This window comes from Sphaerisporangium sp. NBC_01403, assembly GCF_045040145.1.
GTDB classification, from domain to species: domain Bacteria; phylum Actinomycetota; class Actinomycetes; order Streptosporangiales; family Streptosporangiaceae; genus Sphaerisporangium; species Sphaerisporangium viridialbum.
The window spans coordinates 5,029,411-5,053,814 of the sequence record NZ_CP109534.1; the positions used below are offsets into that span (position 1 = coordinate 5,029,411).

The window sequence follows — 24,404 nt, forward strand, 5'->3', positions numbered from 1 at the left end:
GTGCCCCTGGGAGGTTGGATGTTCAGCTCCGCCGACGACGTCCTGAAGTTCATAAGGGACGAAGGGGTGCAGTTCGTCGACGTCAGGTTTACCGACCTGCCCGGCACGACGCACCACTTCACCTTCCCCGTGGAAAACTTTGGCGCCAGCGTCTTCACTGACGGTCTCATGTTCGACGGATCTTCGATCCGCGGGTTCCAGGCCATCCACGAGTCGGACATGTTGTTGCTGCCCGACCCGTCGACCGCCGTGCTGGACCCGTTCCGTCAGCACAAGACCCTCATCATGAACTTCTTCGTCCACGACCCGCTGACCGGCGAGGCCTACAGCCGCGACCCGCGCAACGTCGCTCGCAAGGCTGAGGAGTACCTCAAGGGCACCGGCATCGCGGACACCGCGTTCTTCGGCCCCGAGGCCGAGTTCTACATCTTCGACGATGTGCGCTTCGCCAGCAGCTCCAGCGAGGCCTACTACCACATCGACTCGATCGAGGGCGCCTGGAACACCGGCAAGGCCCAGGAGGGCGGCAACCTCGGGTACAAGCCGCGCTACAAGGGCGGCTACTTCCCGGTGCCGCCGATGGACCACTTCACCGACCTGCGCTCCGAGATGGTCCGCCGCCTGATCGACTCCGGCATCGAGACCGAGATGCAGCACCACGAGGTGGGCACCGCCGGCCAGGCCGAGATCGACTTCCGGTTCGGCACGCTGCTCAAGACCGCCGACAACCTGATGCTGTACAAGTACATCATCAAGAACACCGCGGTCGAGTACGGCCACACGGTCACCTTCATGCCCAAGCCGCTCTTCGGGGACAACGGCTCCGGCATGCACTGCCACCAGTCGCTCTGGAAGGACGGCGAGCCGCTCTTCTACGACGAGGTGGGCTACGCCGGCCTGTCGGACATGGCCCGCTACTACATCGGCGGCCTGCTCAAGCACGCGCCGGCGCTGCTGGCCTTCACCAACCCGACGGTGAACTCCTACCACCGCCTGGTGCCGGGGTACGAGGCGCCGGTCAACCTGGTCTACTCCCAGCGCAACCGGTCGGCCTGCATCCGCATCCCGATCACGGGGTCGAACCCCAAGGCCAAGCGCATCGAGTTCCGCGTGCCCGACCCGTCCTGCAACCCGTACTTCGCGTTCGCGGCGCAGCTCATGGCGGGCCTCGACGGCATCCGCAACAAGATCGAGCCCGCGCAGCCGGTCGACAAGGACCTCTACGAGCTTCCTCCCGAGGAGGCCGGCGCGGTCCCGCAGGTCCCCGGGTCGCTGCCCGAGGTCCTCGCCGCACTGGAGGCCGACCACGAGTTCCTCCTCGAAGGCGGCGTCTTCACGCCCGACCTGATCGAGACCTGGATCGCCTACAAGCGCGAGAACGAGATCGACCCGATCCGTCTCCGCCCCCACCCGCACGAGTTCGAGCTCTACTACGACGTCTGAGCCCCCGAGCTTCTGACCTGCGTAAACACTGGCGGTTGAGCCGCCAGGGCACACAGGGCACTCAGGCCTCCCGCGAAAGGCCGTCAACCGTCCCGCCATTGAGGGCACGCTCGACGGCCTTTCGCATGCGCTCCTCCCCCGACGGCATGAAGTGTGTGTAGGTCCGCAGCGTGAACCCGGGGTCCTCGTGGCCGAGGAACTCGGCGAGGCTGCGGATATCGACGCCGTCCACCAGGAGAACGCTCGCGAAATGGTGCCGCAGGGCGTGAAACCCCTCCTCCCTGCTCTCGGTCCCTCGACGCGTGCTGGCCGAAGGGGGTGCGAGCCAGTCGAGACGAGGAAGACCGCTGCCAGACCGTGGGAGATCGACGACGAGTTGTGGGCGCGCATCGAGCCGCTGCTGCCGGTCGTCCCACGTAATCCGCGGCGTCCAGGTCGTAAGCGTCTGGATAGTCGCAGGGTGCTGTGCGGGATCCTGTTCGTGCTGTACACCGGGATCCGCTGGGAGTTTCTGCCCCAGGAGCTGGGCTGCGGCTCGGGGATGACCTGCTGGCGACGGCTGCGGGACTGGAACGAGGCCGGGGTCTGGCAGCACCTGCACGAGCCGCTGCTCTCCGAGCTGCGGGCCGCAGACCTGCTGGACTTCTCCCGCGCAGCGGTCGACTCCAGCCACATCCGCGCGATGAAGGGCGGTCCGTCCCCGGTGGACCGGGGCAAGGCCGGCAGCAAGCACCACCTGATCGTCGAAGCGCACGGCATCCCGCTCGCGACAATCACCACCGGCGGCAACCGCAACGACGTCACCCAACTGATCCCGCTGATCCAGGCCGTCCCGCCGATCCGCAGTAAGCGCGGCCAGCCACTGCGCCGCCCCGAGCACCTGTACGCCGACCGCGGCTATGACCACGAGGTCTACCGGGACAAGGTCCGCCGGTTCCAGATCACCCCGCACCTCGCCCGGCGCGGCACCGGGCACGGCTCCGGCCTGGGCGTGTACCGCTGGGTCGTGGAAGGAGCGATCGCGCTGCTGCACTGGTTCCGCCGCCTGCGTATCCGCTGGGAGATCCGCGACGACATCCACCACGCGTTCGTCACCCTTGGCTGCGCCGTCATCTGCTGGCGACGACTGCGCACCGCACTTTGTTGAGAGTAAGGGCGGGCGATCGCCCCAGGGGATGGCCTGCTCGATGCGTCAGAACGCATACGTAGCAGTCGGGCCCGCGCAGCCTCACATCCGGGATCTCAGCACGTCGACCTCACAGCCCGGCGCGAAGGGGTCGAAGCCGTGCTCGATCAGCCAGCGAACTGCCAGCAGGCTTCGCAACGACCACCACGCGTGGATCACGTCGAGGTCGATGTCGGTGCCATAGCCGGCGATGACGTCGTCGAGGTGCTCCTCGTGTCCGAGCGTGAAGGTGGCGAGGTCGTACAGGGCATCACCCTGGCCCGCCTCGGACCAGTCGATGATGCCGGTGACCTCGTCGCCGTCGACGAAGACGTGCGCGATCTGCAGGTCGCCGTGTGTGAACGCCGGAGTCCACGGCCGGAGCGCGGCCTCGGCGACCTGGCGGTTGCGGGTGACCAGGTCGGCGGGCAGGACGCCGTTCGTCACGAGCAACTCGCACTCGTCGTCGAGTTCCGCCGCCAGCGCGACGATGCTCCGGCCGGCCCGGCCCGGCAGGGGCGGCAGGGGCGCTTCGTGCAGCTTCCGGATGGCGGCGCCCGCCGCGGCCCACGCCGCCGGCGACCCGGTCGACGGCCCGCCGAGGCGCCCAAGCGTCGTCCCCGGGAGTGCGGCGATCGCGAGCACGGGCGGCTTGCGCCACAGGACCTCCGGGGTCGGGACCGGCGCGAGGGACATCGCCTCGACCTCGACGTCGATGCGCGCCTGATCGGCGTCTACCTTCAGGAACACGTCACCGACGCGCAGAGTCGCGCGCTCGGAATGGGCGACGACGACTTTGACCTCATCCATGGGCGACCAGTATCCCGGGGATGATCGCCGACGTCGCCAGGTTTATCGCGTGCGATTACGCGGCTGACCGCGTCCCGCTACCCGGCGGCCTCGTGCACGACACCGACCTCTGACAGCGCATGGACCCCCGCCTACGACGCGTAGAGGCAGGTAAGGCCAGGCGCCCGGGTCGCCGAGATCACCGCCATGCTGAACCTCACCTCCTGGCCCAGCAAGGTGCGCGTCATCGTCCGCAGGGAACGCCCACATCCGGGTGCACGGCTGCGCTTCACCGACCCGGGCGGGCACTCCACCAGGCGTCCAGGCGGATCAGGTTGAGCGCGACCGCTGAGAAGACGTGTTCGAGGTGGACCTTCTTGATCCCCCGATAGCGGGCCCGGCGGATGCCGCAGGCAGCGACGGTCTGACCGACGGTGCCCTCGACCCCCGCCCGGATCTTGTACCTGTCGCGCCAGTCGGTGCCGTTCTGCTTGTCCGTTCCGGCTGAACCTTGCACACGCCGACACGCTGATCAGCGGCTCGCAACGTGAGTCCGTACGGTCGGAGCCCCCGTTGTCCAGACCTACCTTGCGTATTCGAGGTTCGCTGGACGGATGTCCGGCCGACCAAACTGCCCGAGTCCAGTGTGTCGGGCAAGACACGCCGCCCGTCCGCAACGCAGGTCCGGACAGCGCAAGATCAGGTGCAAGGTAGGGCCATCCGGATGAGTTCAGGCCCCGCCAAATCGTCGTTCACGACCCACGACGGATTTGATAGCTTCACATGCGTCGCTTCCTATAACCGTGCCCGCACGGTCACCCCCCGAGACAAGGACGGCACATGAACATCATCCGCGGCGCACTAGCCGCCACCGCCGCTATGGTGGCAGCCCTCACCCTGTGGGCGGCGCCTGCCCACGCCGATATCGCACCGCCCCAGCCCTTCTACGCCGACTCCACGAACCCCTACCTCGACACCTGCCCCCACGGGACCACCAAAGGAACCCTCCTTTGGTCCACGCCTGGGCCCGTCGCGCCCTTCGCGGTTGAAGTTAGCGGCGAGGTCGTCGACCGGCCAACCCCCGACGGCACCACACCGGGCTGCGCCCTCGACGACTACTCCAGCACGGCAATCTTCACCGCGTACAGCGGCAGCGCCGTCGTCGGCTACAAGACGGTGACGGTCGACAATGGCGTCAAGGGATTCCAGTTCACCCTCGGCGGCAACAGCACCGCCTCAGCCCTGACTCGGCTAACGGTCCAGGTATGCCGCAATCCGGTGCACACCCTGCCACCAAGCTACTGCGGCAAGACCGTCACATACGCGGGATAACGCACTTCGTCGATGCCGCCGGGCAGGCCCTCCTCCACCTGCCCGGCGGCATCTGTCGCGGTCAGCTGCAGGCCGGCTGAACCTTGCACCCGCCGACGCGCTGACCAACGGCTCGTATTCGAGGTTCGCTGGACGTCCGGCCGACCAAACTGCCCGAGTTCGGCGTGTCGGGCAAGACACGCCGCCCGTCCGCAACGTAGGTCCGGACAGCGCAAGACCAGGTGCAAGGTGAGTCCGGACAGTGCAAAGTTCGCCCGAACGGGACAACGACCCTGTACCGCTTCAAAACCCATCACATACGGCTTGAGCTGGGACTCTCAGCCCTTGCCGTAGGCGGGGACGCCGACGACGATCTTGCCCGCGGGGGCGCCGCGGGACAGGTAGGCGCCGACGGCGGCGTCCACGCTGAACTTCTCCGCTGACGGGTCGTTCGGGTTGGAGTAGAGGTTGGACTGGTGGCCGGTCCTGCTGTTCCACGGCCCGTTGAAGTCGTAACCCTGCACGGTGGCGAAGTCGAGCGAGGAGAAGACCCCCGGCACTCCTACCCCGGCGTCGATCTTGGCGGGGTCGGCGGGGAGGAACGCCGTCAGGTAGTAGTGCCTGCCGGTCTGCGCGCCGTACTCGTCGAGCTGGCGGCGGAGCTCGGCCAGCAGCAGGGTGAAGTTCTGCTTGTCCTCGGGGCGGACGACGTTGCCGACGTTGCCCTCGGAGCCGGGCCATTCCCAGTCGATGTCGATGCCGTCGAAGACGCCCGCGCCGGAGCCGGGCCCGCCGTGCGGGGAGGTGCCGATCTTGGGGAGGTTGCCCTTGAGGTACAGGTCGATGCAGGACGCGGCGAACGCCTGGCGGGAGGCGGGGGTCAGAGCGGCGTTGGAGAAGTACTTCGACCAGGTCCAGCCGCCCAGGGAGATCAGCGCCTTCAGGCCGGGGTGCTTGGCCTTGAGCTTTCTGAGCTGGTTGAAGTTGCCAGCCAGCGGCTGGGTGACGACGTCTCCGACTCCGTCGACCGACTCGCCCGCCTTGAACCGTTTCTGGTAGTCGGCCCACGCGTCGCCCACTCCGGCCTCGTTGGCCTCGAAGCACAGGCCCTGCTCGCTGACGTTTCCGAACGCGTAGTTGATCGTGGTGAGCTTGGAGGCAGCGCCGCTGGTGTCGACGTTCTTGACGAGGAAGTTCCGCTGGTAGATGCCCCACTGGGCGAAGTAGGCGACCCGCTCGTAGGCGACAGCCGCGCTCGCGGGGGCGATGGACGGCAGGAGGCTTGCGGCGACGACGCAGGCGGTGGCTAGTCGGCGGAACAGAGACATGGACGCCTCCCGGGCGACTCATCCCCCAAATACTTAAGAAAGCTTCCTAAATATTAAGTGTTGATCGAGTAAGCCGCAACGGTCAGGAAAGGGCCCGGGAGAGGCTGTGGGCTCGAAAAACCGGATTCAGCTACGCGACCTGCGAGTATTCGTTGATCAGTCCACCGAGAATCTTCCGGCGAGCGACCCGAGACTGGCTCCCGTTTGCAAGCAGGCACTCTTTGGGGGGCCATGCGAGGGGATACGCCAGCCGCGCGATTGATGAATGGCTCCGGTGGTCCGACCCGTGGGATAGTCGCTCTCGTTCTGAAAACGTGTCGGTGAGCGGAGACAGTGAGTGTCGGACGGTCTCGCGCAGCTCGTGTTGTCCTTCGCGGACGAGGAGCTGATCCTCAACCGAGGGAATGTGAACGCGGAGGCTCGGGGCAATCTGGTGGCGTTCGGCGTCGACCCGGAGGGCTTCGACGCGCGGCCCGTTGAGCGGGCTCTCGGCGCGGCTGGCGAGCGACTCGGCACGCGGTTCGTCGATGTCACCGGGCCGGTGACGCTTTTGCGGCCCAGAGCACCCTGTCTGGCTGCGGCCTCTTGGCGGGGCGGGCAGGGCACAACGAGAGCACATGAGGGTGTGAGATACCCGGAAACGTCGAGAAGTAGTGAGTGGACGAACCCCAGGTCAGGACCAGTCCTGTGACATCGGCGCAGGTCTCAGCCGCCGCCCTTGCTGAAGTGCTGGTACTTCTTGTCAATTAGTGGGACTACTACGGGTTCTGTCACGCGAAGTCGTCACCCAGGACGGAGACCCGTTCCATCAGGTCACGAGCGCGTAGCGCTCACGGTGGTCAGGATGGACGGCGGCGATGGTCTGCGAGAGGTTATCCAAGGCCACCGGGCGGATAACCATGCGAGGTCGGTTGTGGTGACCGGTCTCTAGGGTTCCGTGCGGCAACCGGCGTCGGATATCGAGGTCACCATGACGATCAACGCCCGCCTCGCCCTAGATGAGAAGCGAAAGGCGCTGGGCAAGCTCGTTGATGCCCTGGCCGGAAGGCCACCCCTCCAATATCAAGCCACGCTTGACGGATCGCCCCCGTCCCGGTTCCGGGCATGGCCCGCAGCGCGTCCAACAGTCGCTCCCGGGCGGCGGCGGGCACGTTGGTGACGCCGTATGGGCCGCTCTTTGGTCAGACTGTCAACGCAACTTTGGTTGACGATGATTCGAACTAATCGAAGACTCGAAATGAAGGATCGCGTGAATTCGGAGCGCAGGCCGCGCCCCTGGGTGCAGTCTGAGGTCCCAGGGGCGCGGCTGCGTCAGTTCGACCGCGACCTTCCCGTGCCTACTTCTTCGGCACGTACAGCCGGATGTTGTCGATGCGGGCCTGGCCCTCACCGACGTTCGTGTACGGCTCACCGATGACGAAGTAGTCGGGGTAGGCCGAGCCGGCCGGCCACTGGTTGTCCCACGTCTTGGAGCCAAATGCGCCCCGCGCGGTGTGCGACGTGTTGAACTGGCCGTCGTACTCCTCGGCGTCCACGTTGTAGTGGAAGATCGGGACGTTCGCCCCGACCACGCCGGCGTCGTCGTCGATGAAGCCCCGGGTGAACCGGTAGGTCTGTTTGCCGACGTTCTTGAAGTTGCCGCTGACCTCGAGCGTGTAACCCGCCTCGGTGCGCTCGATGGCGAACGTGTAGTCCTCCTTGGGCATCAGCTCGGGCTGCAGTTCCACGGCCGACTTCTGCACGCCGGAAACCGGCCGACGGTCGCAGCTCGTCACGAACGTCTGCGACTGACCGAGCGAACCCGTGAAGTAGAGCATGTTCACCGTGGTGCGGTTGCTCTCGTCCCAGGGGTACTTCTCACCGGTCCGCGAGTTGCAGACGTCGTAGCCGTCCGTGTTCCGGGACGGGGCCGGGCTGAACTGGTCCATTAGCACCTTGCGGTGCCAGTGGTACATCGCCAGGTTCCGGGGCATCGCCGGGAAGTCCAGGATCGACATGTAGTGGAACGCGTTGTACGCCTCGTTGCTGTCCTCCCGCACGGAGTGTGTGGCGCAGGGGTCGGCCGGTTCGATGTCGTTCGGGTTGCCGACCCAGGGGTAGAACGTCTTGCACTCCCCGAGGGCGTAACCGTTGTACTTGCCGTCGTAGAACAGCGAGCCGTCACGCAAGCCGCCGAAGTCGAGCGTCTTGAGGTCGTACTCGATGCGGTAGTACTTCGGCAGCGGCTCGGTGTTGCGGATGATCGCGCCACCTGTGTGGTTGGGCACGGTGATCTTGGCGACGGAGCCCGCGTTCTTCAGCGACTCCGTCACGATCGACGGACGTTTGGCAGTGTCGGTGTAGCTGTCGTCGACCCGCCCGCCGCTCTCGCGCGCGGAGAGGGACGCCGTGAGCCAGCCGTCCCGGCCGAACTCGGTCTCCTGCCGGTAGGTCCGCATGGTCGCCATCGCCGCGTCGAACTTGGGACCGAGCTGAAGGCGGTAGAGGTCGCCGTTGTCGTCGTTGAAGTCGTCGACCGGCTCGCTGTAGTTGTCGAGCACCCACGGGCTGGCCTCAGTGCCGATCGGCTTCCCGAACTGCTCGACATACTTGAGCTGCCAGTCCGGGGTGACGGGTTCCGGCTCGGGCGAGGCGGCCGCGCACGGCGGGGTCACGCCGTCGTCGTTCTGGATGATCGTCAACTTCACGCTGTGCAAGGTCACCCCGGCCGTGCCCGCCTCGACGCGGAAGTCGGCGCCGCCGTTCTCGCGGTTGGCGAACCGGGCGTCCATCAGCTCGAAGCCCGCCGTCTTCCACGTGTTCGACCCGGTGCGGTTCACCGAACCCGTCGAGCCGTACGCGCTGCTGGTCGAGTCGTACTGGACGCGGAATGTGGCCCCGCCCTCGTCGAAGTACTCGACCTGCAGGCACGCGACGAACGCGCCATCGAAGGCGATCGCGTCGTCGACCTGGAAATACATGTGTTCCGCCGGTGCCGAGGTCTGCACGGTCGCGCGTGCGCTCAGCCCGCCAACCGTCACGGGTGCGGTCGTGCCGTCACCCTGCTCGATCTGGCGGAGACCGTTCTCCTCGTTGACCTCGCCCAAGATGATCGAGGCGCTGGGCCCGTCCGCGGCGGCCGACGTCGCGGCGAGGACCAGAGATGCCCCCAGGGTGACCACGCTCAGGGCCGCCACGGCCGAGCGACGTCTGCGATTGCGAGTTGTTGCTCTCATTGCGCTTCCTTCTCCGTTGAGCAAGGCGTCCGTTCGTGCCGCTCCGGGCCTCGGGGCCGCGCGTGAGGCGCGGCCCCCGTCACGGGTGCCGATGTGCGCTGGTTCGGTTCACTCGTCGGTCGCGCTCGCGCGCAGTAACTCCTTCCCGCCACCATCGGTGAGCACGAGCGTCGCGGTCGCACCGGACTCGACAGGTGCCGAGAGTTCGTGCGAGACGTACGCGTCACCCGTGAGTCGCACTCGTCAGCGTGCTTCCGGTCGAGTCGTCGACCAGGGCGGCCGTCACGTCCTGGCCGATGAGGGTTGTGAACACGTTGGCCGTGACCGACACACCTTCGTCGTCGTGGGCGAACCCGACGTGCGCGGCGCCGTCGGCGGTGGCGTTGGTGACGTCGGCGAGCCCAAGCGCCGGCGCCAAGGACTCCGTCCACGAGCCCGTCTGGTGCGGCTGGAGGACCGCCGGGGAGAAGAACCTGTCGGACGTACCCGCCCAGAGCTCGATGTATGGCCGTTCGGACGACCCGCGCCGGAATATGTTCGTGTCGAAGGAGCCGTTCTGTCCCCACTCCCAGAACTTCATGCCGGGCGTGATGGTGTTGTCCCCGACGCGGACGACGCCTTCACGGTTCTCCTGGTTCACCACGCCCCAGAAGTTGTTCTGCGGGGTGGTGGCCAGATCCTGACCGTAGGCGATGCCGTCGCTACGCCACTCGCTCATCTTCTTGATCTTGTCGAGCGCGAGATACCGGTCGGTCGGCGTCTGCGGGTGAGCCGGCTGCTCGACGTCGGCCATCCAGCGGTAGGCCGAGTCGTACCGGATGGTGTCGACGTTCGTGACGATGTCCATCGTCGGCGAACCCCAGGTCGACTCCTCGCCCGGTGCAAGCGTGGTACAGGTCCAGTACTCGTAGCTCTTCGCCGTGTCCGTCGGGTTGTGCAGCGCCACGGACATGTCCACAGACGGGCTGTCCTTGAACACCGTGTAAGGGACCTCGGCTTCGATCTGCGTGGCCCCGTACGCGAATCGGCTGGGCCGGTCGGGGTGGTCGATCGTGTCCTTCTTGGTCATCGTGATGTCGACGAGCCGGTACCGGCCGCCGCCGTCCTTCTCCAGGACGCCGAGCTCAAGCAGGGATGCGGCGTAGCGGTGGGCCGTGCTGACCGCGACATGGGACGCGGCTGCCAGATCGTACAGGCTCGCACCCGCTGTGCCGGCGGACGCCACCGTCTCCAGCAGCTCGAACGCCTTGGTCGTACTCGACGACTTCCTCGTCGTCGGCATTCCTGTCGTCACCATTCGAATAACTCGAATCCTCTTCGATTTGGTACCTGATCACAGCCTTGATAAATGCGAGACCCTTGTCAAGGGTTTCGATTCGTGGACTTTCCTGGCTGATCGACGGATTCCTCACGGGGCATTCGAGCATGTCGAATCGACGGTTCATTTCGACACCGGCGTGGGCCGTCGACGGTCGCGGCCACGGTGATGGGCACCGCGGCAACTGGTTACGCCGCTTGTCGCAAGGGGAGACAGACTCCCGCCGCACGTCGAGCGCGAGCCCGGTCACCGGCAGGCGGCGTTCGAAGGACGTCAGGCGCACGCTTGCTCGTGCCAACCCTGAGGTCCACTCGGTGGACTTGGCCACCAGCTGCGTTGTCAATGGCCAGTTGCTAAGTGAATCAGAACAACTTGAGGAGGGCCTTGCATTAATTGTGGAAGGCCTCCAGATCGCTGTAGAGCGGGATCTCCCCGATCTCGTCCGCGTGGCAATAATGCTCCTCCGCAACCTCTATCAGCAGAACCCTTCGGAGGTCGCGGAGACGTGGCGCAAGGCGACCTCAACTGAACCGCCGGAGTGAATGACGCAGTGATCATCTTGGCACAGAGGGTGGGCCCGTCCATCAAGCAAGCGAAAGCCTTCAGCCAGCCCTAAGCCACGCCGCACGCCCGATCCCTAATTGCGAGGAGGATTGGTAATGGCTTTCCAGGGTCTTTTGATGACGGGCGGCCAGGTGCTGGGCGTGGCGGGCGCTGCGGCGGGCGTAGAAGTCGTTGCCGTCTTCTCGGTAGTCGGTATTGCTAGCCATGACCGCCTAATACGGCAGCCGCCATTCGCTATGTGACCTGGGATGACGCGCGACGGGTCGATCCGATTTTCTGATGGAATGCCCGTACAACGAGAGCAGTCGCTCGTAATCATGTCTGTGTGACGGGAACAAGATCCGAAGCGGCTGATGCCCTCATCGTAGAGGCCAGGCGTGTGCATCGGAACCTCGACGATCTCATGACCGCGCTGGCACCGCTGTTCAGCCGAATCGAGCCGCGGCTGCAGGCTGCCAAGTACGTCCGAGCCGTCATGTCTGAGCTGCCCAGACGCAACGGCTGGACGATCGCCGAATGGATCGGCGACCGTCGCCCCGATGCCACCCAGCGCCTGCTCAACCGTGCCCGGTGGGACACCGCGGGCGCGATGAGCACCATCCGCCGGTTCGCCGTCACCCGGCTCGATACCGCCGCCCGGCCGGGCAACCTGACCATCGGTGTGCTGGACGAGTCTGGGCAGGAGAAGAAGGGCGTGGCCACGGCGGGCGTCAAGCGCCAGCACATGGGCTGCGCCGGTGGTATCGACAACGGCATCAATACCGTCTACCTGGCCTACGTCCGCGCCGATGCCGGGCACGCGCTGATCGGTGCACGGCAATGGATCCCCGCCGAGCAGATCAGCGACCCCGTCACCGCGATCACCACCGGCCTGCCGCTGCACCTGGCCTTCGCGACGAAGGGCGAACTGGCCATCGACCTGCTGCGCGAGGCCTACGCCGACGGCGTGCGCCTGGACTTCGTGGCCGGGGACGAGGTCTACGGCGCCTGCACCAAGCTACGCACCTTCCTGGAAGAACACGGCCAGGCCTACGTCCTGCGCATCCGCGCCACCTTCACCCTCACCCTCGGCGGGGGCACCTGCCTGACCTGCGAGCAGGCCGTGGCCAAGCACCTGAGGCAGAAACGCACATGGACCATCCGCTCGGCCGGGACCGGCTCCAAGGGCGAACGCACCTACGCCTGGGCCTGGATCGCCACTGCCAGCCCTGCCCGCTATCTGCTGGTCCGAAAGCACTGCAAGAGTGGCGAACTGGCTTTTCACTACTGCTTCGTGCCCGCCGGTCAGCCGGCCACCCTGACCCGCCTGATCACCGCCGCCGGGCTGCGGTGGCCGGTGGAGGAGAGTTTCCAGACCGGCAAGGACCTGTTTGGCCTGGACCAGTCCCAGGTCCGCCTCCACGAGGCACTGCTGCGGCACCTCGTGCTGGTCATGGCCGCCCTGGCCGTCTGCGCGGTCACCGCCGCCGCGGCCCGGCACCGCACCGACTCCCAGGCCACCCGCCCCACCCGTCCCGACGAAGCACCGCCTGGGGACCCCGGCCTGATCCCGCTGACGGTCGCCGAGGTCAAGCGCCTGTTCAACGCCGCCACCGGCCACACACCGACCCTGGAACAGGCTGCTCACTGGTCAGCCTGGCGACGCCGCCATCAAGCACGCGCCCGCTGGTTCCACCACCGAGCCCGCCTGAGCACCGCATATATCCAGCTCAACTAAGGAATAGCGGCTTTCGTACTAGAAAACGGCCTCACCAGGAACAATACCGAACTTCGCTGGATATTCGGCGATTACTACCGGAACTCCCAGGGGTGGGATGGATGTCCGGGCCGGGGATCCGGTCTTCTTGTCGCCGGACTACCGCGTGGATATGGCCGGTCGCGGCGCGTCAGGACAGAGCCGGTACGGCAGGCGGGGAGTCGGTCCAGCCGACCTGGATCAGCGTCTTATTGGAGGACATCTCCGGGAACGCCTTGCCGTCGAGCGTGGCCTTCTGGTCCCGTGACAGTAGCACCATCCTGCCGGTGTCGACGATCAGACTTACCTTGACCACGGTCGCCTTCTTCCCCTTCCCGCTCGAACTATCGAGCACGACCGCGGCGCCCGGCCTGCCCAGGCCGTCCTTCGCGGCGCCGCCGGCGCGGACGCCCGGCAGCGTCAGCAGGGCCTGGTAGGCCGCGGTGCGGACCTCCTTCGGGGCGGGAAAATCGTGCAGGAACTCGGGCAGGGTGTACTCGAGCCATCCGGGTATGTCGTCCTCCCGGCCGACCTGGCCCGCCTTCGTGAGCCAGTCCTTCAGCCGGCTCGGGTCGGCGGGCAGGCGCTGAACCTCGTCGTACGTCAGCCACTGCTCCGCGACCCAAAACTTCCGTTCCCTCCCTGCAGGTGCCAGGCGGCCCTTGGCGGGCTCGGCGGACAGCTTCACCGTCTTGCCGTCGATCGATTCGTTCCACGTGGAGGGGGAGCCGTCGCGCCGCCACGCCTTCTTGTCCGCCACGGTCCCCGGCAGCGTCCCGAGCTCCCGGTACCCGAACCAGTTCCTGCCGTCGGGGGCGCTCCACCGTTCGGAGATCTCCCGCTGGACCAGCGAATAGGCGTCCGACTTGCTGCCGAACTGCCGGGGATGGGTGGATGTTGTCGTCATGGTCTTGGTGTGCCAGTAGGCCCCCTCGGGGGGAGTAGCCGCGACGGCCGCCGGCGCGCCAAGGACGGTGGCGCCCACGGCCAGGGCGACGCCGAGAGTGATCAACCGCCGGGTCGGCACGGTCGCGAACGTCATCAGGTTGCTCCATCGATTCGAAGTCACAACTATCTACACACCTGGGCCGCTCGAAGGGTTGCCCGCAAAAGTGTTCTGCGCGAGCGGGCAACCGTCGCGAAGGCCGAAGTGTGTTAGGAGGTGTGAAATCGGACGGACAGCCGTGAGCGGTGTGGAATATGACTTCGGTGCTTTCGTGGCCGCGCGTGCCACGAGCCTGCTGCGGGTCGCCTATCTCGCCTGTGGCGACGAGACGGAGGCCGAGGACCTGCTGCAGACGGCGCTCGAGCGTACCTACAAGAACTGGGAGCGGGTGGCCTGCTACGACAACCCCGATGCCTACGTGCGGCGCGTCATCATCAACGCCGCCATCAACCGCGCCCGCCGCCGGGCGATCCTCAACATCATCCCCATGCACAGCCCGCCGGAGACGTCGGTCCGTGCAAGTGACCCTGACCTGTTCCATGTGCTCATGGACGCGCTGCGCACTCTGCCGCCCCGGCAGCGGGCGGTGATCGTTCTGCGGTACTGGGAGGACCTTAGCGAGACGCAGACCGCCGAGGTGCTCGGATGCGCGGTCGGCACGGTCAAGAGCCAGGCGTCGAAGGCCATGGCCAAGCTCCGTTCGGCGCTCGGCCGGGAAACACTGGAAGGAGCGATCAAGGATGCCCATGCTTGAGGACGAGATCCGCCGGCTCATGGCGGACGGGACGGCGAGGCTGCACGCCGCGCCTGACCTGCTGGGGCGGGTGATGCGCTCCCACCGGGCCAAGAGGAGGAGGGCCAGGGCCGCGGCGGTGGCCGCGTCCGTGGCCGCATTCGTGGTCGTCGCCCCGTCCATCGCCTACTGGACCGTCGATTCGGTGCCCACGATCGGCGAGCGGAGCACGTTCTCCGCGGTACAGGAACCGCCTGCCATCGACGACACCCCGCCCGTGCCGACCGACCCGCCGGACCTCGGGGACCTGGGCGACGGGAGGGAGTTCGGGCATGTCAGGGTGGGATACCTGCCCGAAGGGCTGCAGTGGTCCCGATGGTCGTCGGACTTCGGCGACACCTACTCGACCTCGTACAACTACGATGGCGACGACAAGGGCTACTACCAGGTCCAGATCCGTATGCACGAGGAGAAGACCGTCCAGGAGGTGGAGGACCAGATCCAGGCCTATCGCGGCGAAAAGGGCGGCGAGGAGGTGACCGTCGGAGGCCGGAGCGGCTACCTGGTCGTGCAGAACGTCGGTGAGGATGGCATGAAGGGCACCCCGACCCTCTTCCTCAAAATGGGCGACAGGCAGTGGGCCGAGATCATGTTCAGCCCTGTGTACGCGGAGGAGTTCTCCGGCGCCGAGGCCGTTAGCGCCGAGCTGAAGAAGATCGGAGAAGGGCTCACCTCCACCATGTGATACCACGTTCGAACTGGGGTCTTCTACACGCGAGACGTGTTAGCGCTGGTCGGCGACACCGCTCTAGACAAAGCGCCGGACTGTTAGGGCCTTTATCAAAGTCGGTCAGAGCCATTCGTTGATTGCGGCGGTGAGGACGGTGGCTTCGTAGCGCACGGCAAGCTTGTCGAACCGAGTGGCCACAGCGCGGTGGCGTTTGAGCCGGTTGATGCCGCACTCCACAGCGAGGCGCTGCTTGTAGACCTTCGGGTCGAAGGTCGGCGGCCGACCGCCCTCCGACTCCCTCTTGCGACGGCCGGGGTCCTACGTCTGGACCGTGCGCGACGACGGCCGGGGCGGCGCCGACCCAGCGGCAGGGAGCGGGCTGGCCGGTGTCCGGCGATGGCTGTCCCCCTTCGACGGCGCGCTCGACGTGCAGCCCTCCCGGCGGACCCACCGAGCTGACCATGGAGCTGCCGTGCGTGTTGTAATAGCGGAAGATTTCGCCCTGTTGCGGGACGGCCTGGTGCGGCTGCTGTCCGCGCACGGGTTCGAACTGGTGGCCGCGGTCGACAACGCCCCGATGCTTTCATCCCAGGTCACATAGCGAATGGCGGCTGCAGTACTAGGGCGCGTATCGGGTTGCGATCAAGGGGTGGTCCGGGTGAGGTCTTTGATCCAGATCATCGCGGCGCGAAGGTGGAGACCGGCGAGGTAGCTCGCGGGGGTCTTGTCGTAGCGGGTGGCGATGCCTCGCCAGGCCTTGAGCTTGTTGATCAGGCGCTCGACGGTGTTCCGTTCCTTGTAGAGGTCGGCCAGGGACAGTCCACCTCGCCCCTCTTCGCGGCTTCCGTGACCAGGCCCTCCAGCAGGGCCTCGAAGATGCCGGCGTCCCTCCACTGCCGGAAGCGGTTGTGGACGGTCGACCAGGCGCCGAACTCCTTCGGCATCTCCCGCCACTTCCCGCCCATCCTGAACCGCCAGATCACGCCCTCGAACTGCTGCCGCAGCCACTCGGGGTACGGGCCGTAGCTGCCGATCGGCAGGTACGGCCTGATGAACTCCCACTCCACGTCCGTCAGTTGCACTCGCGCCACACACGAGGATCTACCGGATCAGTCTGGTCGAGTTGCGCCTGCTCGTCGTCGCTCAGTACATACCCTTGCAGGGCGCGGCCGTGGGCGGTGTGGAGGTGCGGGTGATCAACTTCCCACACCTGGTAGCCCAATGCGTGCTGCAGCGCGTACCGGCGTTGCTCGCCTAGAGCGTGCGTGAGGACATGTCCATCCTCCACCAGGAACGGCGCGTCCGCCTCGTAGCCGAAGGATTGCATCGCGGCCCGGAATTCGGCCTCGGTGGGCGCCTGATGCGCGTCGGTGCAACGCTTCAGCTGGGCGGCGGGGCAGATGTCGCACAGCTCCGGCACGCCGATGTGCCCGTTGTAGTCGGCCACCTGGTGGGCGTAGGTGACACCGCAGAAGCTCTTGCGGAACACTCGCACCCACGATCCGCACCTGCCGCACAGACCTGGCAAAGCACTTACTAGACGCCCACGGCGTGTTTCACATTTGTTTCTTCCGGAACGACTCTCCCGGTGTGACGGTCTGTCGCGATGCGTCACACACGCCTCTGACCTGCCTGGAAACGATCACCAGGGGTGGTCGGGGCCCGGTGGCAAATTTTGGCAAGCGCTTTCCGCTGCAACATTGCCGTAATAAAGTCCGGATTCCACCCCACTTCCGATACTCAAATCGCCAAGGAGGCGTCATGAGTATTCGCACCCTCACGGTCGCGACGGCCGCGCTCGTCCTGACAGCGGCAGGCGCCACGCAAGCGGCCGGTGCTGTGCAAGTGGCCGACGATCCGCCGTTCGCGCAGTACCAGGAGATGCACGCGAACTGCACCGTCACCCATCGGCTCAGCGACGACCCGATCGTGTTCCCTGGTCTGCCAGGCGCGTCGCACAACCACACGTTCGTCGGCAACCCCGCCACCAACGCGAACTCCACCCCGCAGGCGCTGGTCGGTGGGGCGACGTCCTGCGAGGACACGCTCGACGCGTCGGGGTACTGGTTCCCGACGTTGTTGCAGAACGGCGCCGTACGGCTGCCGGACAAGCCAACGATCTACTACAAGTCCGGCGTCAAGGACTACCGCACCGTCCAGCCGTTCCCGCCCGGGTTCCGGCTCGTCGTCGGCGATGCCCGCGCGACGGACGCCGCCGCGTACCAAGGCACCTGGAAGTGCCCCGGTTACGAGGGCACCGACTTCCCGACATCGTGCCCGAGCGGCACATCCCTGGTCGCCCGGCTGAAGGCGCCGAGCTGCTGGGACGGCGTCCACCTGGACAGCGCCGATCACAAGTCGCACATGGCATGGCCGGTCCGCGGAGTCTGCCCGGCGGACCATCCCGTACCTCTGCCCATGCTCGAAGCCAAGGTCCCGTATCCGCTGGCCGGCGGGAACACCAGCGGTCTGGCCCTCGCCTCGGGCGCCGCGTACACCTTCCACTACGACTTCATGAACGGGTGGAACGCGCCGCGCCAGGCCTACCTCGTGGGCTACTGCATCAACGGCGGACGCCAGTGCAACGGCTACGGGCAGGATCCGAAGAAGCCGTAACGCCCGGCGACACCGCCATCCTCACCTCGCATGTGATCCGTCGGCGGCGCCCATCCCGGGCGCCGCCCCTACAAGCACGCCGCCGTTGCCCGCGGCGGCCCCCCGCCAGGGAGAAACCATGCGTGCCTCACCCCTCCGCCGCCGGCTGATGGCCGGCATCGCCACCATGGCGCTGGCCGTAACCGGCATGGTCGTCACGCCGAGCGCCGCGCCCGCGAGCGCGGCCGCGTGCGACACCGCCACGAACCTCGCTCTCAACAAGCCCGCGACCGCCTCCTCGGTCCAGGGCAACGGCTATCTGCCCGCCAAAGCCGTCGACGGCGACGCCTCCACCCGATGGTCGAGCCAGTCCAGCGATCCGCAGTGGATACAGGTCGACCTCGGGCCGGACACCGCGGTCTGCCAGGTGGTCATCGACTGGCAGACGTCGTACGCCAAAGCCTTCCGCCTTGAGCTGTCCGGCGACGGCAACCAGTGGACGACGCTCTACTCCACCACCGCCAACCCCGGCGGCGTACAGACCATCGACGCCGCCGGCACCGGTCGCTACCTGCGCGTGTACGGCACGCAGCGCGCCACCGGATACGGCTACTCCATCAAGGAGCTGACCGTCCACGGTGGAAGCACGGGTGGCGGCGACTGTCAGACGCCACCACCGGTGTCCCAGGACTTCGGGCCCAACGTGGTCGTGTTCGATCCGTCGATGTCCAGTGCGACCATCCAGAGCAGGCTGGACGCCATCTTCGCCCAGACCGAGAGCGCCCAGTTCGGTAACTACCGCTATGCGGTGATGTTCAAGCCGGGCACCTACAGCGGCATCAACGTCAACACCGGCTTCTACACCTCCGTGCTGGGCCTGGGCCGAAACCCGGACGACGTCACGATCAACGGCGACGTGACGGTGGACGCCGGCTGGTTCGGCGGCAACGCCACCCAGAACTTCTGGCGCTCCGTCGACAACCTGGCGATCGTGCCCAGCAACACCGCCGATCGATGGGCGGTGGCGCAGGCCGCGCCGATGCGCCGGGTGCACATCCGCGGTGACCTCAACCTGGCCCCCAACGGGTACGGCTGGGCCAGCGGCGGTTACATCGCCGACAGCAAGATCGACGGGAAGGTCGGCCCCTACTCCCAGCAGCAGTGGTACACCCGTGACAGTCAGATCGGCGGCTGGGTCAACGGCGTGTGGAACATGGTGTTCTCCGGCGTGAAGGGCGCCCCGGCCAACAGCTTCCCCAGCCCGCCGTACACGACCCTGCCGACCACCCCGGTCGTGCGGGACAAGCCCTACCTGTACCTCAACGGCGGCAACCCTCACGTGTTCGTGCCCAACCTGCGAACCAACGCCTCCGGTACGACCTGGTCGGGCGGGTCGACACCGGGCACCTCCGTGCCGCTGACCCAGTTCTACCTCGCACGACCGGCCGACTCGGCGGCGACCCTCAACAATGCCCTGTCCTGCGGCATGAACCTGCTGTTCACGCCGGGTGTCTACCATCTGGGCCAGACGCTGAAGGTGACCCGGCCGGACACCATCGTGCTGGGCATCGGCTACCCGACGCTGATCCCGGACAACGGCATCAGCGCGATGACCGTCGCCGACGTCGACGGCGTCAAGCTCGCCGGGCTGCTGTTCGACGCGGGCACGGTGAACTCGCCGTCCCTGTTGCAGGTCGGGCCGGCCGGCGCGACCACCAGCCATGCCGCGAACCCGACCACGCTCCAGGACGTGTTCTTCCGCGTCGGCGGAGCCGGGCCGGGCAAGGTCACCACGGCGCTGATCGTCAACAGCGCCAACACGATCATCGATCACATCTGGGCGTGGCGCGCTGATCACGGCAGCGGGGTCGGGTGGACAGTCAATCCAGCCGACACGGGCCTGATCGTCAACGGCGCCAACGTTTCCGCATACGGGCTGTTCGTCGAGCACTTCAACAAGTACGAGGTGATCTGGAACGGCCAAGGCGGGCGTACGATCTTCTTCCAGAACGAGATGCCCTACGACCCGCCGAGCCAGGCCGCGTGGCGCAGTGACGGGCGCGGGTACGCCGCGTACAAGGTGGCCGATTCGGTGACGTCACACGAGGCGTGGGGCATGGGCAGCTACTGCGTGTTCACCGCCGATCCGAGCATCGTGTCCGAACGCGGCTTCGAGGCGCCCACCAGCCCGAACGTCAAGTTCCATGACATCCTGACCATCTCGCTGGGCAAGGGCTCGATCGAACACGTCATCAACGACACCGGCGCGTCGACCGGTACCGACGTCAAGCCGGTGAACATCGTCAGCTACCCCTAGCGCGGGGCGGGACCCGTCGACTCACGCACGATCAGGTGCGTCGGCAACACGGCCGATTGCCGTGTCGCCGGCGCACTGTCATGAAGGCGTGCCAGCAGCATCGACACCGCCACCCGCCCGGCCTGCTCGATCGGAGCGGCGAGCGTGGTGAGGGTGGGGTGGCAGAAATCCGCCCCGAACATGTCGTCACAGCCGACGACGCTGATCTCACCGGGCACGCCGAGCCCGCGCTCACGCAGCCGCGTGAGCATCCCGATGGCAAGAAGGTCGTTGAAGGCGATACACGCCGTGGCGCGGGTGTTGATCAGCGCGTCGGCGGCGGCCGATCCGGACATCCGACCGGCCGGGAAGGGACCGAGGCGGCGTACCGGCAGCCCATGCCGGGCCGCCGCCGCGACCAGCGAGCGCCATCGGGCCTCGTTGGCCCAGGAGTTCTCTGGGCCGGACATGTAGACGATCTCGCTGTGCCCGAGCGAGATCAGGTGCTCGGCCGCCTGCACCACACCAGATGGGGAGTCGAGCACCACGCTTTCGACACCGCGCACCATGCGGTTGACCGCCACCAATGGCAGCTCAGTGGCCAACGCCGCGAGCAGACGACGGGACAGCCGCGAGGTGGCCAGGATCGCCCCGTCAATCGACTGCCGCATCTTCGACAGCACGTGCGACTCAAGTTCGCCGGAATTCTCGGTGTCGATGAGCAGGTGGGCGTAGCCCGCGGATTTGAGCTCGTGCTGTGTGCCCCGGATCAGCCCGAAGTAGAACGGGTTGGTCACGTCGGACACCAGGACCGCGACGGTCTCGGTGCGTCCCGAGGTCAACGCGCGGGCGTGGGTGTTGGGCACATAGGACAGTTCGCGGGCCACCGCCACGATGCGCTCACGGGTGGCCGCGTTCACCCGGCCGGGCCGCGACAGCGCGCGAGACACGGTGGACGCGGCGAAGCCCGTAGCCTCCGCGATGTCATTTATCGTGACACGTCGTGGTCGCTGGCTGTCGCGATTGTCCATGCACGGAAGAAAACACGGCATGGCAGGAATGGCAACCGTTTGCCTGCCTTGATTATCAGGCGCTCACGATGGTGGCGGTGAGCGCCGGTCGACGGAGACGAGGCGGCATGATTCGGAGTCAGCGGCGGCGGGGTGGGGTGGTGGGCCGGTGGGTCTTGGGGTCGACGACGGGGCCCGGGTTTATGGGGTTGCCGATGACGCCCGAGGTCAGCTTGGTCACCGCCTGGAAGAGCTCCTGCACGAGCGACTTGGTGCTCTTGCTGGTCATGGTGGGTTCTCCTTGAGGAGGGATGTCCATCGGGTCTATGTCATCAATGATCTCACGATATGTCGTGATTCGCTCTGCGTCCACGGCGACGTGTTGGGCCGTTCCGTCACGGCCCGGCGACGTCCGCGCGTTCTTCGCCGCCCGGCGCTGAGCCCCCGGCGCTGAGCCGCCCGGCGCTGGGCCGCCCGGCGCTGAGGGGCCTGGTCAGGGGTCGGGCATGGCGGCATATACGCTCATAGCGTCACCTCAAGCCCGGCGAACCGGCGGCTCTGGTTGCAGGAAGCCTCCATGGGGGCCCCGACGTTATGGTTCTTGTGGGCAGGCGAAGGCACGGCTGCCCCTATCGAGAGGCAGTTCATTGTTTGGTCGCAAGCCCATCGAGGAGCGACTGGCCGAGCGCCGCGCCCAGTTGCCACCCCTCAAGGAGGGGGAGCATTTCGAGCACGGGCCGGCGAAGTTCATATTCGTCTTCCTGCTCGTGTTCCTCGTGGTGGCCCACCTCATCGGGCTGGTCGTCCTCATGGCGCTGGATCTGCACTGACCCGCGCCGATGACCCGCGCCGATCCGGGGCGACCACCCGCTGATGACCTGCCGGCCTTTGGCGGGGCTGTCAGTAGGGCAGGGAGTAGCGGGTGATGCGCGGGGCCGCGTAGGGGTTCTTGAACTTGGGGTAGGCCACGGTGTTGATGTCGCCGTCGGAGGTGTAGCGGTCCTCGGGGTGGGCGTTCAGCCAGTCGAGCCAGGCCGTGGAGCAGAACCGGGCGCAGTCGCCGACCTTGTCCATGGCCCTGATGCGCGGGATCCCGAGCGGGTCGAAGTCCTTGCTGAAGGGCGAGGCCGCCGGGGTGTAGCCCGCCAGGAAGACCCCGGTGTAGTTGTAGCGGACGTCACCGGCCGAGCCGCGGATCGCCCAGTCCTTGGTGCTCGGCTGGTTGCCGTACGGCAGGGCGAGCGTGGCCGGGGCGTCCTTGATCAGTGCGGTGATCAGCTTGTGGCCCGCGGTGATCTGCTCGGTGACCTGCTCCTTGGAACGGCCGCGCAGGTTGAGGTGGTCGCGCGTGTGGTTGCCGATGTCGTAGCCGTTGTCCCGCAGCCACCCGAGGACCTGCGCCTGCGCCTCAGGCCCGAACGTCCCGAACATGTCCTTGATGACGTAGAAGGTGGCGACCGGCCGGAAGCCCGGGTGCTTGTGGGCGACGTCCCTGAGGATGCCGACGGCGGTGTCCGGCTTCGGCGCGCCCGAGCCGTCCAGCGTGAGCTGGGACGGCGAGGAGTCGTCGAAGGTCAGGACGACAGGGTGGGTCCCGGCGGGGATGCCGATCCTGCCGGTGGTGTACTCCTTGGCCGTGATCGGGACGTAGCCGTCCTTCGCCAGCCGCTCCAGCTCGGTGCGGAACTGCTCTGGGGTCCGGTCGTCCGTGCCGGCGGGCTTGGCCACGATGCGGTGGTACATGAGCACGGGTATCTGGCCGAGCTCGTTGGCCTTGACCTTGGCCGCCCGCGCCATCGCCGCCTTGCGTGCCTCCTGGGCGTTCGCCGGCTTGGCCGACTTGCCGGACGCGGCGTGCTGCGCCACGACCTTGGTCTCTCCTTGCATGCACCCGGCGAGCGCGATCACGCTGAGTGACAGAACTCCGATACCGCGTATCCCGAAGCCCCCCATGGCCATGGCCCCCCAACCATCCCGAGGAATGAGTTACGGGTCTCCTACCCCTCTGACCTGGGACATCCCGGGGTGCGAATGCCAAGCCTGGCACCTAATTCCGCATTTATCGGTAACTCTACATATGTCACTATATGAAGTCATTTGTCATAGTTTGGGGGGTATTGCGGTTACTTCGTGGTCTCGCCGGCGCGTACCCGGATCCCGGTGAGACGGCGGAAGATGTCCCACCAGAAGGGGGCGCCGAACAGCAGGGCGAAGAAGGTGATCAGGAAGCCGGGCCAGTGGCCGGGACTCACCAGGCGGTGGAGCCACTCCCCGCCGTTCCAGGTCCATTTGGGGCTGCCGCTGTCGGGGATCCGCACCGACACCGGGGCGTTGCCCACGATCTGGACGAAGGCCGGGGCCGACAGCACCTCGGTCACGCAGGCGTACGGGTCGGCGGGATGGTCGGGGCACTTGTCCCGCAGGCCCGACAGCGACTGTGCTCCCCCGTCGGCCGTGGCGGCCACCTGTGCCCTGATGGCGTTGTCGGTGAGGATCGCCCTGCCGTACTCCAGCGAGTCCATGCTGAACACCAGCGTGAGCACCAGGCCGAGGGCGGCGATGACCCAGCGGACGTAGCGGCGGTACAGCATGGTGAGCCGCTGCATCTCGCCGTCGAACCACTCCTCCACGCCCTTGCGGAACGCGTCCAGGTCCTCGTGGGCGGTGTCCCACACGCTCTTCAGCGGCCCGTACAGCGGGCTGCCGTCCGCCTCCAGCTTGGCCAGCAGGGCGGGCACGCCGCCCTCGCTGGTGACGATCTCCATCATCGCCACCGCGAACCGCCCGGGCGGGATCGAGGCGATGCTCGTCTTCCCGTCCTTGTTGTGGTCGATCTCGCGGAGCCGCTCGTACAGCCGGCCGGACCACGTGGTGGCCGTGCTCCGCACCGGAGCGGGAAGCGGGCTGAACTCCGGCCGCGCGTCCTTGCTGAAGGGCAGCCGCGCGAAGACCTCGCCGATCGTGCTGGGGATCCACGACCTCTTGCCGCGCGCCCCGTCGAGCGTGTCGGCGAGGTAGGCCCACAGGAACTTGCTGCGGATGCCGAGCAGCCGTACGAGACCCTCGTTCACGCCGCTCACGAGCAGCGAGAACAGCAGGAACGCCAGCACCAGGCCGATGGCGAGGTCGATGTAGACAGAGTTCAAGGAGATCACCCGGGGGGTAGAGGGACCTTCCGCGACGGTGGCCGCGATGATCTGACGTCGCCGGGGATGGATCGGTTGTC

The 24,404-nt window shown here is 66.8% G+C and carries 24 protein-coding genes and 3 pseudogenes; 12 read left to right on the top strand and 15 right to left on the bottom strand.

Annotated features, from left to right (window positions below):
* Nucleotides 1–18: 18 nt before the first annotated feature.
* Nucleotides 19–1,443 (top strand): type I glutamate--ammonia ligase, encoded by a 1,425-nt coding sequence (gene glnA, locus OG589_RS22605; protein ID WP_405139211.1) that lies wholly within the window; start codon nt 19–21, stop codon nt 1,441–1,443.
* A gap of 61 nt (nt 1,444–1,504) precedes the next feature.
* Here glnA and OG589_RS22610 read toward each other — a convergent pair whose 3' ends face one another.
* A complete protein-coding gene (locus OG589_RS22610; RefSeq protein ID WP_405152098.1) occupies nt 1,505–1,894 on the bottom strand; it encodes a tyrosine-type recombinase/integrase in 390 nt (129 codons plus the stop codon).
* Between OG589_RS22610 and OG589_RS22615 the strand changes: the two genes are divergently transcribed.
* Nucleotides 1,808–2,590, top strand: a complete 783-nt coding sequence (locus tag OG589_RS22615) for an IS5 family transposase (RefSeq protein WP_405152099.1) — start codon at nt 1,808–1,810, stop codon at nt 2,588–2,590. The genes OG589_RS22610 and OG589_RS22615 overlap by 87 nt on opposite strands.
* A gap of 81 nt (nt 2,591–2,671) precedes the next feature.
* Here OG589_RS22615 and OG589_RS22620 read toward each other — a convergent pair whose 3' ends face one another.
* The gene (locus OG589_RS22620) at nt 2,672–3,418 is read right to left on the bottom strand and encodes a phosphotransferase family protein (protein WP_405139213.1); all 747 of its coding nucleotides are present in this window, start codon (nt 3,416–3,418) and stop codon (nt 2,672–2,674) included.
* 111 nt (nt 3,419–3,529) lie between these two features.
* Between OG589_RS22620 and OG589_RS22625 the strand changes: the two are divergent.
* Nucleotides 3,530–3,703 (top strand): annotated as a pseudogene (locus OG589_RS22625) (IS1380 family transposase); the annotation flags it as partial.
* On the opposite strand, the gene OG589_RS22630 reads toward OG589_RS22625, so the two are convergent.
* The gene (locus OG589_RS22630) at nt 3,687–3,914 is read right to left on the bottom strand and encodes a transposase (protein ID WP_405139215.1); all 228 of its coding nucleotides are present in this window, start codon (nt 3,912–3,914) and stop codon (nt 3,687–3,689) included. The pseudogene OG589_RS22625 and the gene OG589_RS22630 overlap by 17 nt on opposite strands.
* Nucleotides 3,915–4,237: 323 nt before the next feature.
* Between OG589_RS22630 and OG589_RS22635 the strand changes: the two genes are divergently transcribed.
* Nucleotides 4,238–4,729: a hypothetical protein gene (locus OG589_RS22635; RefSeq protein WP_405139217.1), complete on the top strand. Its 492-nt coding sequence runs from the start codon at nt 4,238–4,240 to the stop codon at nt 4,727–4,729.
* A 317-nt stretch (nt 4,730–5,046) separates the two neighbouring features.
* Here OG589_RS22635 and OG589_RS22640 read toward each other — a convergent pair whose 3' ends face one another.
* The 4 genes from OG589_RS22640 to OG589_RS22655 form a co-directional block, all read right to left on the bottom strand.
* On the bottom strand, nt 5,047–6,036 hold the full coding sequence (locus OG589_RS22640; protein ID WP_405139219.1) for a glycoside hydrolase family 18 protein: 990 nt from the start codon (nt 6,034–6,036) through the stop codon (nt 5,047–5,049).
* 1,337 nt (nt 6,037–7,373) lie between these two features.
* Entirely contained in the window at nt 7,374–9,251 is a 1,878-nt protein-coding gene (locus tag OG589_RS22645; RefSeq protein ID WP_405139221.1) for a hypothetical protein, read from the bottom strand.
* A gap of 108 nt (nt 9,252–9,359) precedes the next feature.
* Nucleotides 9,360–9,491, bottom strand: coding sequence for a hypothetical protein (locus tag OG589_RS22650; RefSeq protein WP_364266045.1), 132 nt, complete (start codon nt 9,489–9,491; stop codon nt 9,360–9,362).
* Nucleotides 9,475–10,548, bottom strand: coding sequence for a helix-turn-helix domain-containing protein (locus tag OG589_RS22655; protein WP_405139223.1), 1,074 nt, complete (start codon nt 10,546–10,548; stop codon nt 9,475–9,477). The genes OG589_RS22650 and OG589_RS22655 overlap by 17 nt, the downstream gene beginning before the upstream one ends.
* A gap of 335 nt (nt 10,549–10,883) precedes the next feature.
* Here OG589_RS22655 and OG589_RS22660 point away from each other — a divergent pair, with 335 nt between their 5' ends.
* Nucleotides 10,884–11,111 carry a hypothetical protein gene (locus OG589_RS22660; RefSeq protein WP_405139225.1) on the top strand — a complete coding sequence of 76 codons (228 nt, stop codon included), beginning with the start codon at nt 10,884–10,886 and terminating at the stop codon, nt 11,109–11,111.
* Nucleotides 11,112–11,171: 60 nt separating this feature from the next.
* Here the strand turns inward: OG589_RS22660 and OG589_RS22665 are convergent, their stop codons facing one another.
* Nucleotides 11,172–11,339, bottom strand: coding sequence for a hypothetical protein (locus tag OG589_RS22665; protein WP_405139227.1), 168 nt, complete (start codon nt 11,337–11,339; stop codon nt 11,172–11,174).
* 173 nt (nt 11,340–11,512) lie between these two features.
* Between OG589_RS22665 and OG589_RS22670 the strand changes: the two genes are divergently transcribed.
* Nucleotides 11,513–12,850, top strand: a complete 1,338-nt coding sequence (locus tag OG589_RS22670) for an IS701 family transposase (protein ID WP_405139229.1) — start codon at nt 11,513–11,515, stop codon at nt 12,848–12,850.
* Nucleotides 12,851–13,019: 169 nt separating this feature from the next.
* On the opposite strand, the gene OG589_RS22675 is transcribed toward OG589_RS22670, so the two are convergent.
* Nucleotides 13,020–13,910 carry a hypothetical protein gene (locus OG589_RS22675; protein ID WP_405139231.1) on the bottom strand — a complete coding sequence of 297 codons (891 nt, stop codon included), beginning with the start codon at nt 13,908–13,910 and terminating at the stop codon, nt 13,020–13,022.
* 142 nt (nt 13,911–14,052) lie between these two features.
* Here OG589_RS22675 and OG589_RS22680 point away from each other — a divergent pair, with 142 nt between their 5' ends.
* The 3 genes and pseudogenes from OG589_RS22680 to OG589_RS22690 form a co-directional block, all read left to right on the top strand.
* On the top strand, nt 14,053–14,568 hold the full coding sequence (locus OG589_RS22680) for a SigE family RNA polymerase sigma factor (RefSeq protein WP_329084100.1): 516 nt from the start codon (nt 14,053–14,055) through the stop codon (nt 14,566–14,568).
* Nucleotides 14,555–15,292, top strand: coding sequence for a hypothetical protein (locus OG589_RS22685; protein WP_405139233.1), 738 nt, complete (start codon nt 14,555–14,557; stop codon nt 15,290–15,292). The genes OG589_RS22680 and OG589_RS22685 overlap by 14 nt, the downstream gene beginning before the upstream one ends.
* A 457-nt stretch (nt 15,293–15,749) precedes the next feature.
* Nucleotides 15,750–15,860: pseudogene (locus OG589_RS22690) on the top strand (DNA-binding response regulator); the annotation flags it as partial.
* A 59-nt stretch (nt 15,861–15,919) separates the two neighbouring features.
* On the opposite strand, the pseudogene OG589_RS22695 reads toward OG589_RS22690, so the two are convergent.
* Nucleotides 15,920–16,368: pseudogene (locus OG589_RS22695) on the bottom strand (transposase).
* On the bottom strand, nt 16,350–16,766 hold the full coding sequence (locus tag OG589_RS22700; RefSeq protein ID WP_405139235.1) for a hypothetical protein: 417 nt from the start codon (nt 16,764–16,766) through the stop codon (nt 16,350–16,352). The pseudogene OG589_RS22695 and the gene OG589_RS22700 overlap by 19 nt, the downstream one beginning before the upstream one ends.
* 272 nt (nt 16,767–17,038) lie before the next feature.
* Between OG589_RS22700 and OG589_RS22705 the strand changes: the two genes are divergently transcribed.
* Together OG589_RS22705 and OG589_RS22710 are read left to right on the top strand one after the other, a co-directional pair.
* Nucleotides 17,039–17,893 carry a DUF1996 domain-containing protein gene (locus tag OG589_RS22705; RefSeq protein ID WP_405139237.1) on the top strand — a complete coding sequence of 285 codons (855 nt, stop codon included), beginning with the start codon at nt 17,039–17,041 and terminating at the stop codon, nt 17,891–17,893.
* A gap of 118 nt (nt 17,894–18,011) precedes the next feature.
* Nucleotides 18,012–20,189: a discoidin domain-containing protein gene (locus OG589_RS22710; RefSeq protein WP_405139239.1), complete on the top strand. Its 2,178-nt coding sequence runs from the start codon at nt 18,012–18,014 to the stop codon at nt 20,187–20,189.
* Here the strand turns inward: OG589_RS22710 and OG589_RS22715 are convergent.
* Together OG589_RS22715 and OG589_RS22720 are read right to left on the bottom strand one after the other, a co-directional pair.
* On the bottom strand, nt 20,186–21,199 hold the full coding sequence (locus tag OG589_RS22715) for a LacI family DNA-binding transcriptional regulator (RefSeq protein WP_405139241.1): 1,014 nt from the start codon (nt 21,197–21,199) through the stop codon (nt 20,186–20,188). The genes OG589_RS22710 and OG589_RS22715 overlap by 4 nt on opposite strands.
* A 118-nt stretch (nt 21,200–21,317) precedes the next feature.
* Entirely contained in the window at nt 21,318–21,467 is a 150-nt protein-coding gene (locus OG589_RS22720; protein WP_405139243.1) for a hypothetical protein, read from the bottom strand.
* Between the two features lie 358 nt (nt 21,468–21,825).
* On the opposite strand from OG589_RS22720, the gene OG589_RS22725 reads away from it, so the two are divergent.
* Complete coding sequence (locus tag OG589_RS22725) at nt 21,826–22,008, top strand: hypothetical protein (protein ID WP_405139245.1); 183 nt, start codon at nt 21,826–21,828, stop codon at nt 22,006–22,008.
* Between the two features lie 70 nt (nt 22,009–22,078).
* Here OG589_RS22725 and OG589_RS22730 read toward each other — a convergent pair whose 3' ends face one another.
* Nucleotides 22,079–23,086: a polysaccharide deacetylase family protein gene (locus tag OG589_RS22730; protein ID WP_405139246.1), complete on the bottom strand. Its 1,008-nt coding sequence runs from the start codon at nt 23,084–23,086 to the stop codon at nt 22,079–22,081.
* A gap of 215 nt (nt 23,087–23,301) precedes the next feature.
* Nucleotides 23,302–24,324: a hypothetical protein gene (locus OG589_RS22735; protein ID WP_405139248.1), complete on the bottom strand. Its 1,023-nt coding sequence runs from the start codon at nt 24,322–24,324 to the stop codon at nt 23,302–23,304.
* Between the last annotated feature and the right edge of the window lie 80 nt (nt 24,325–24,404).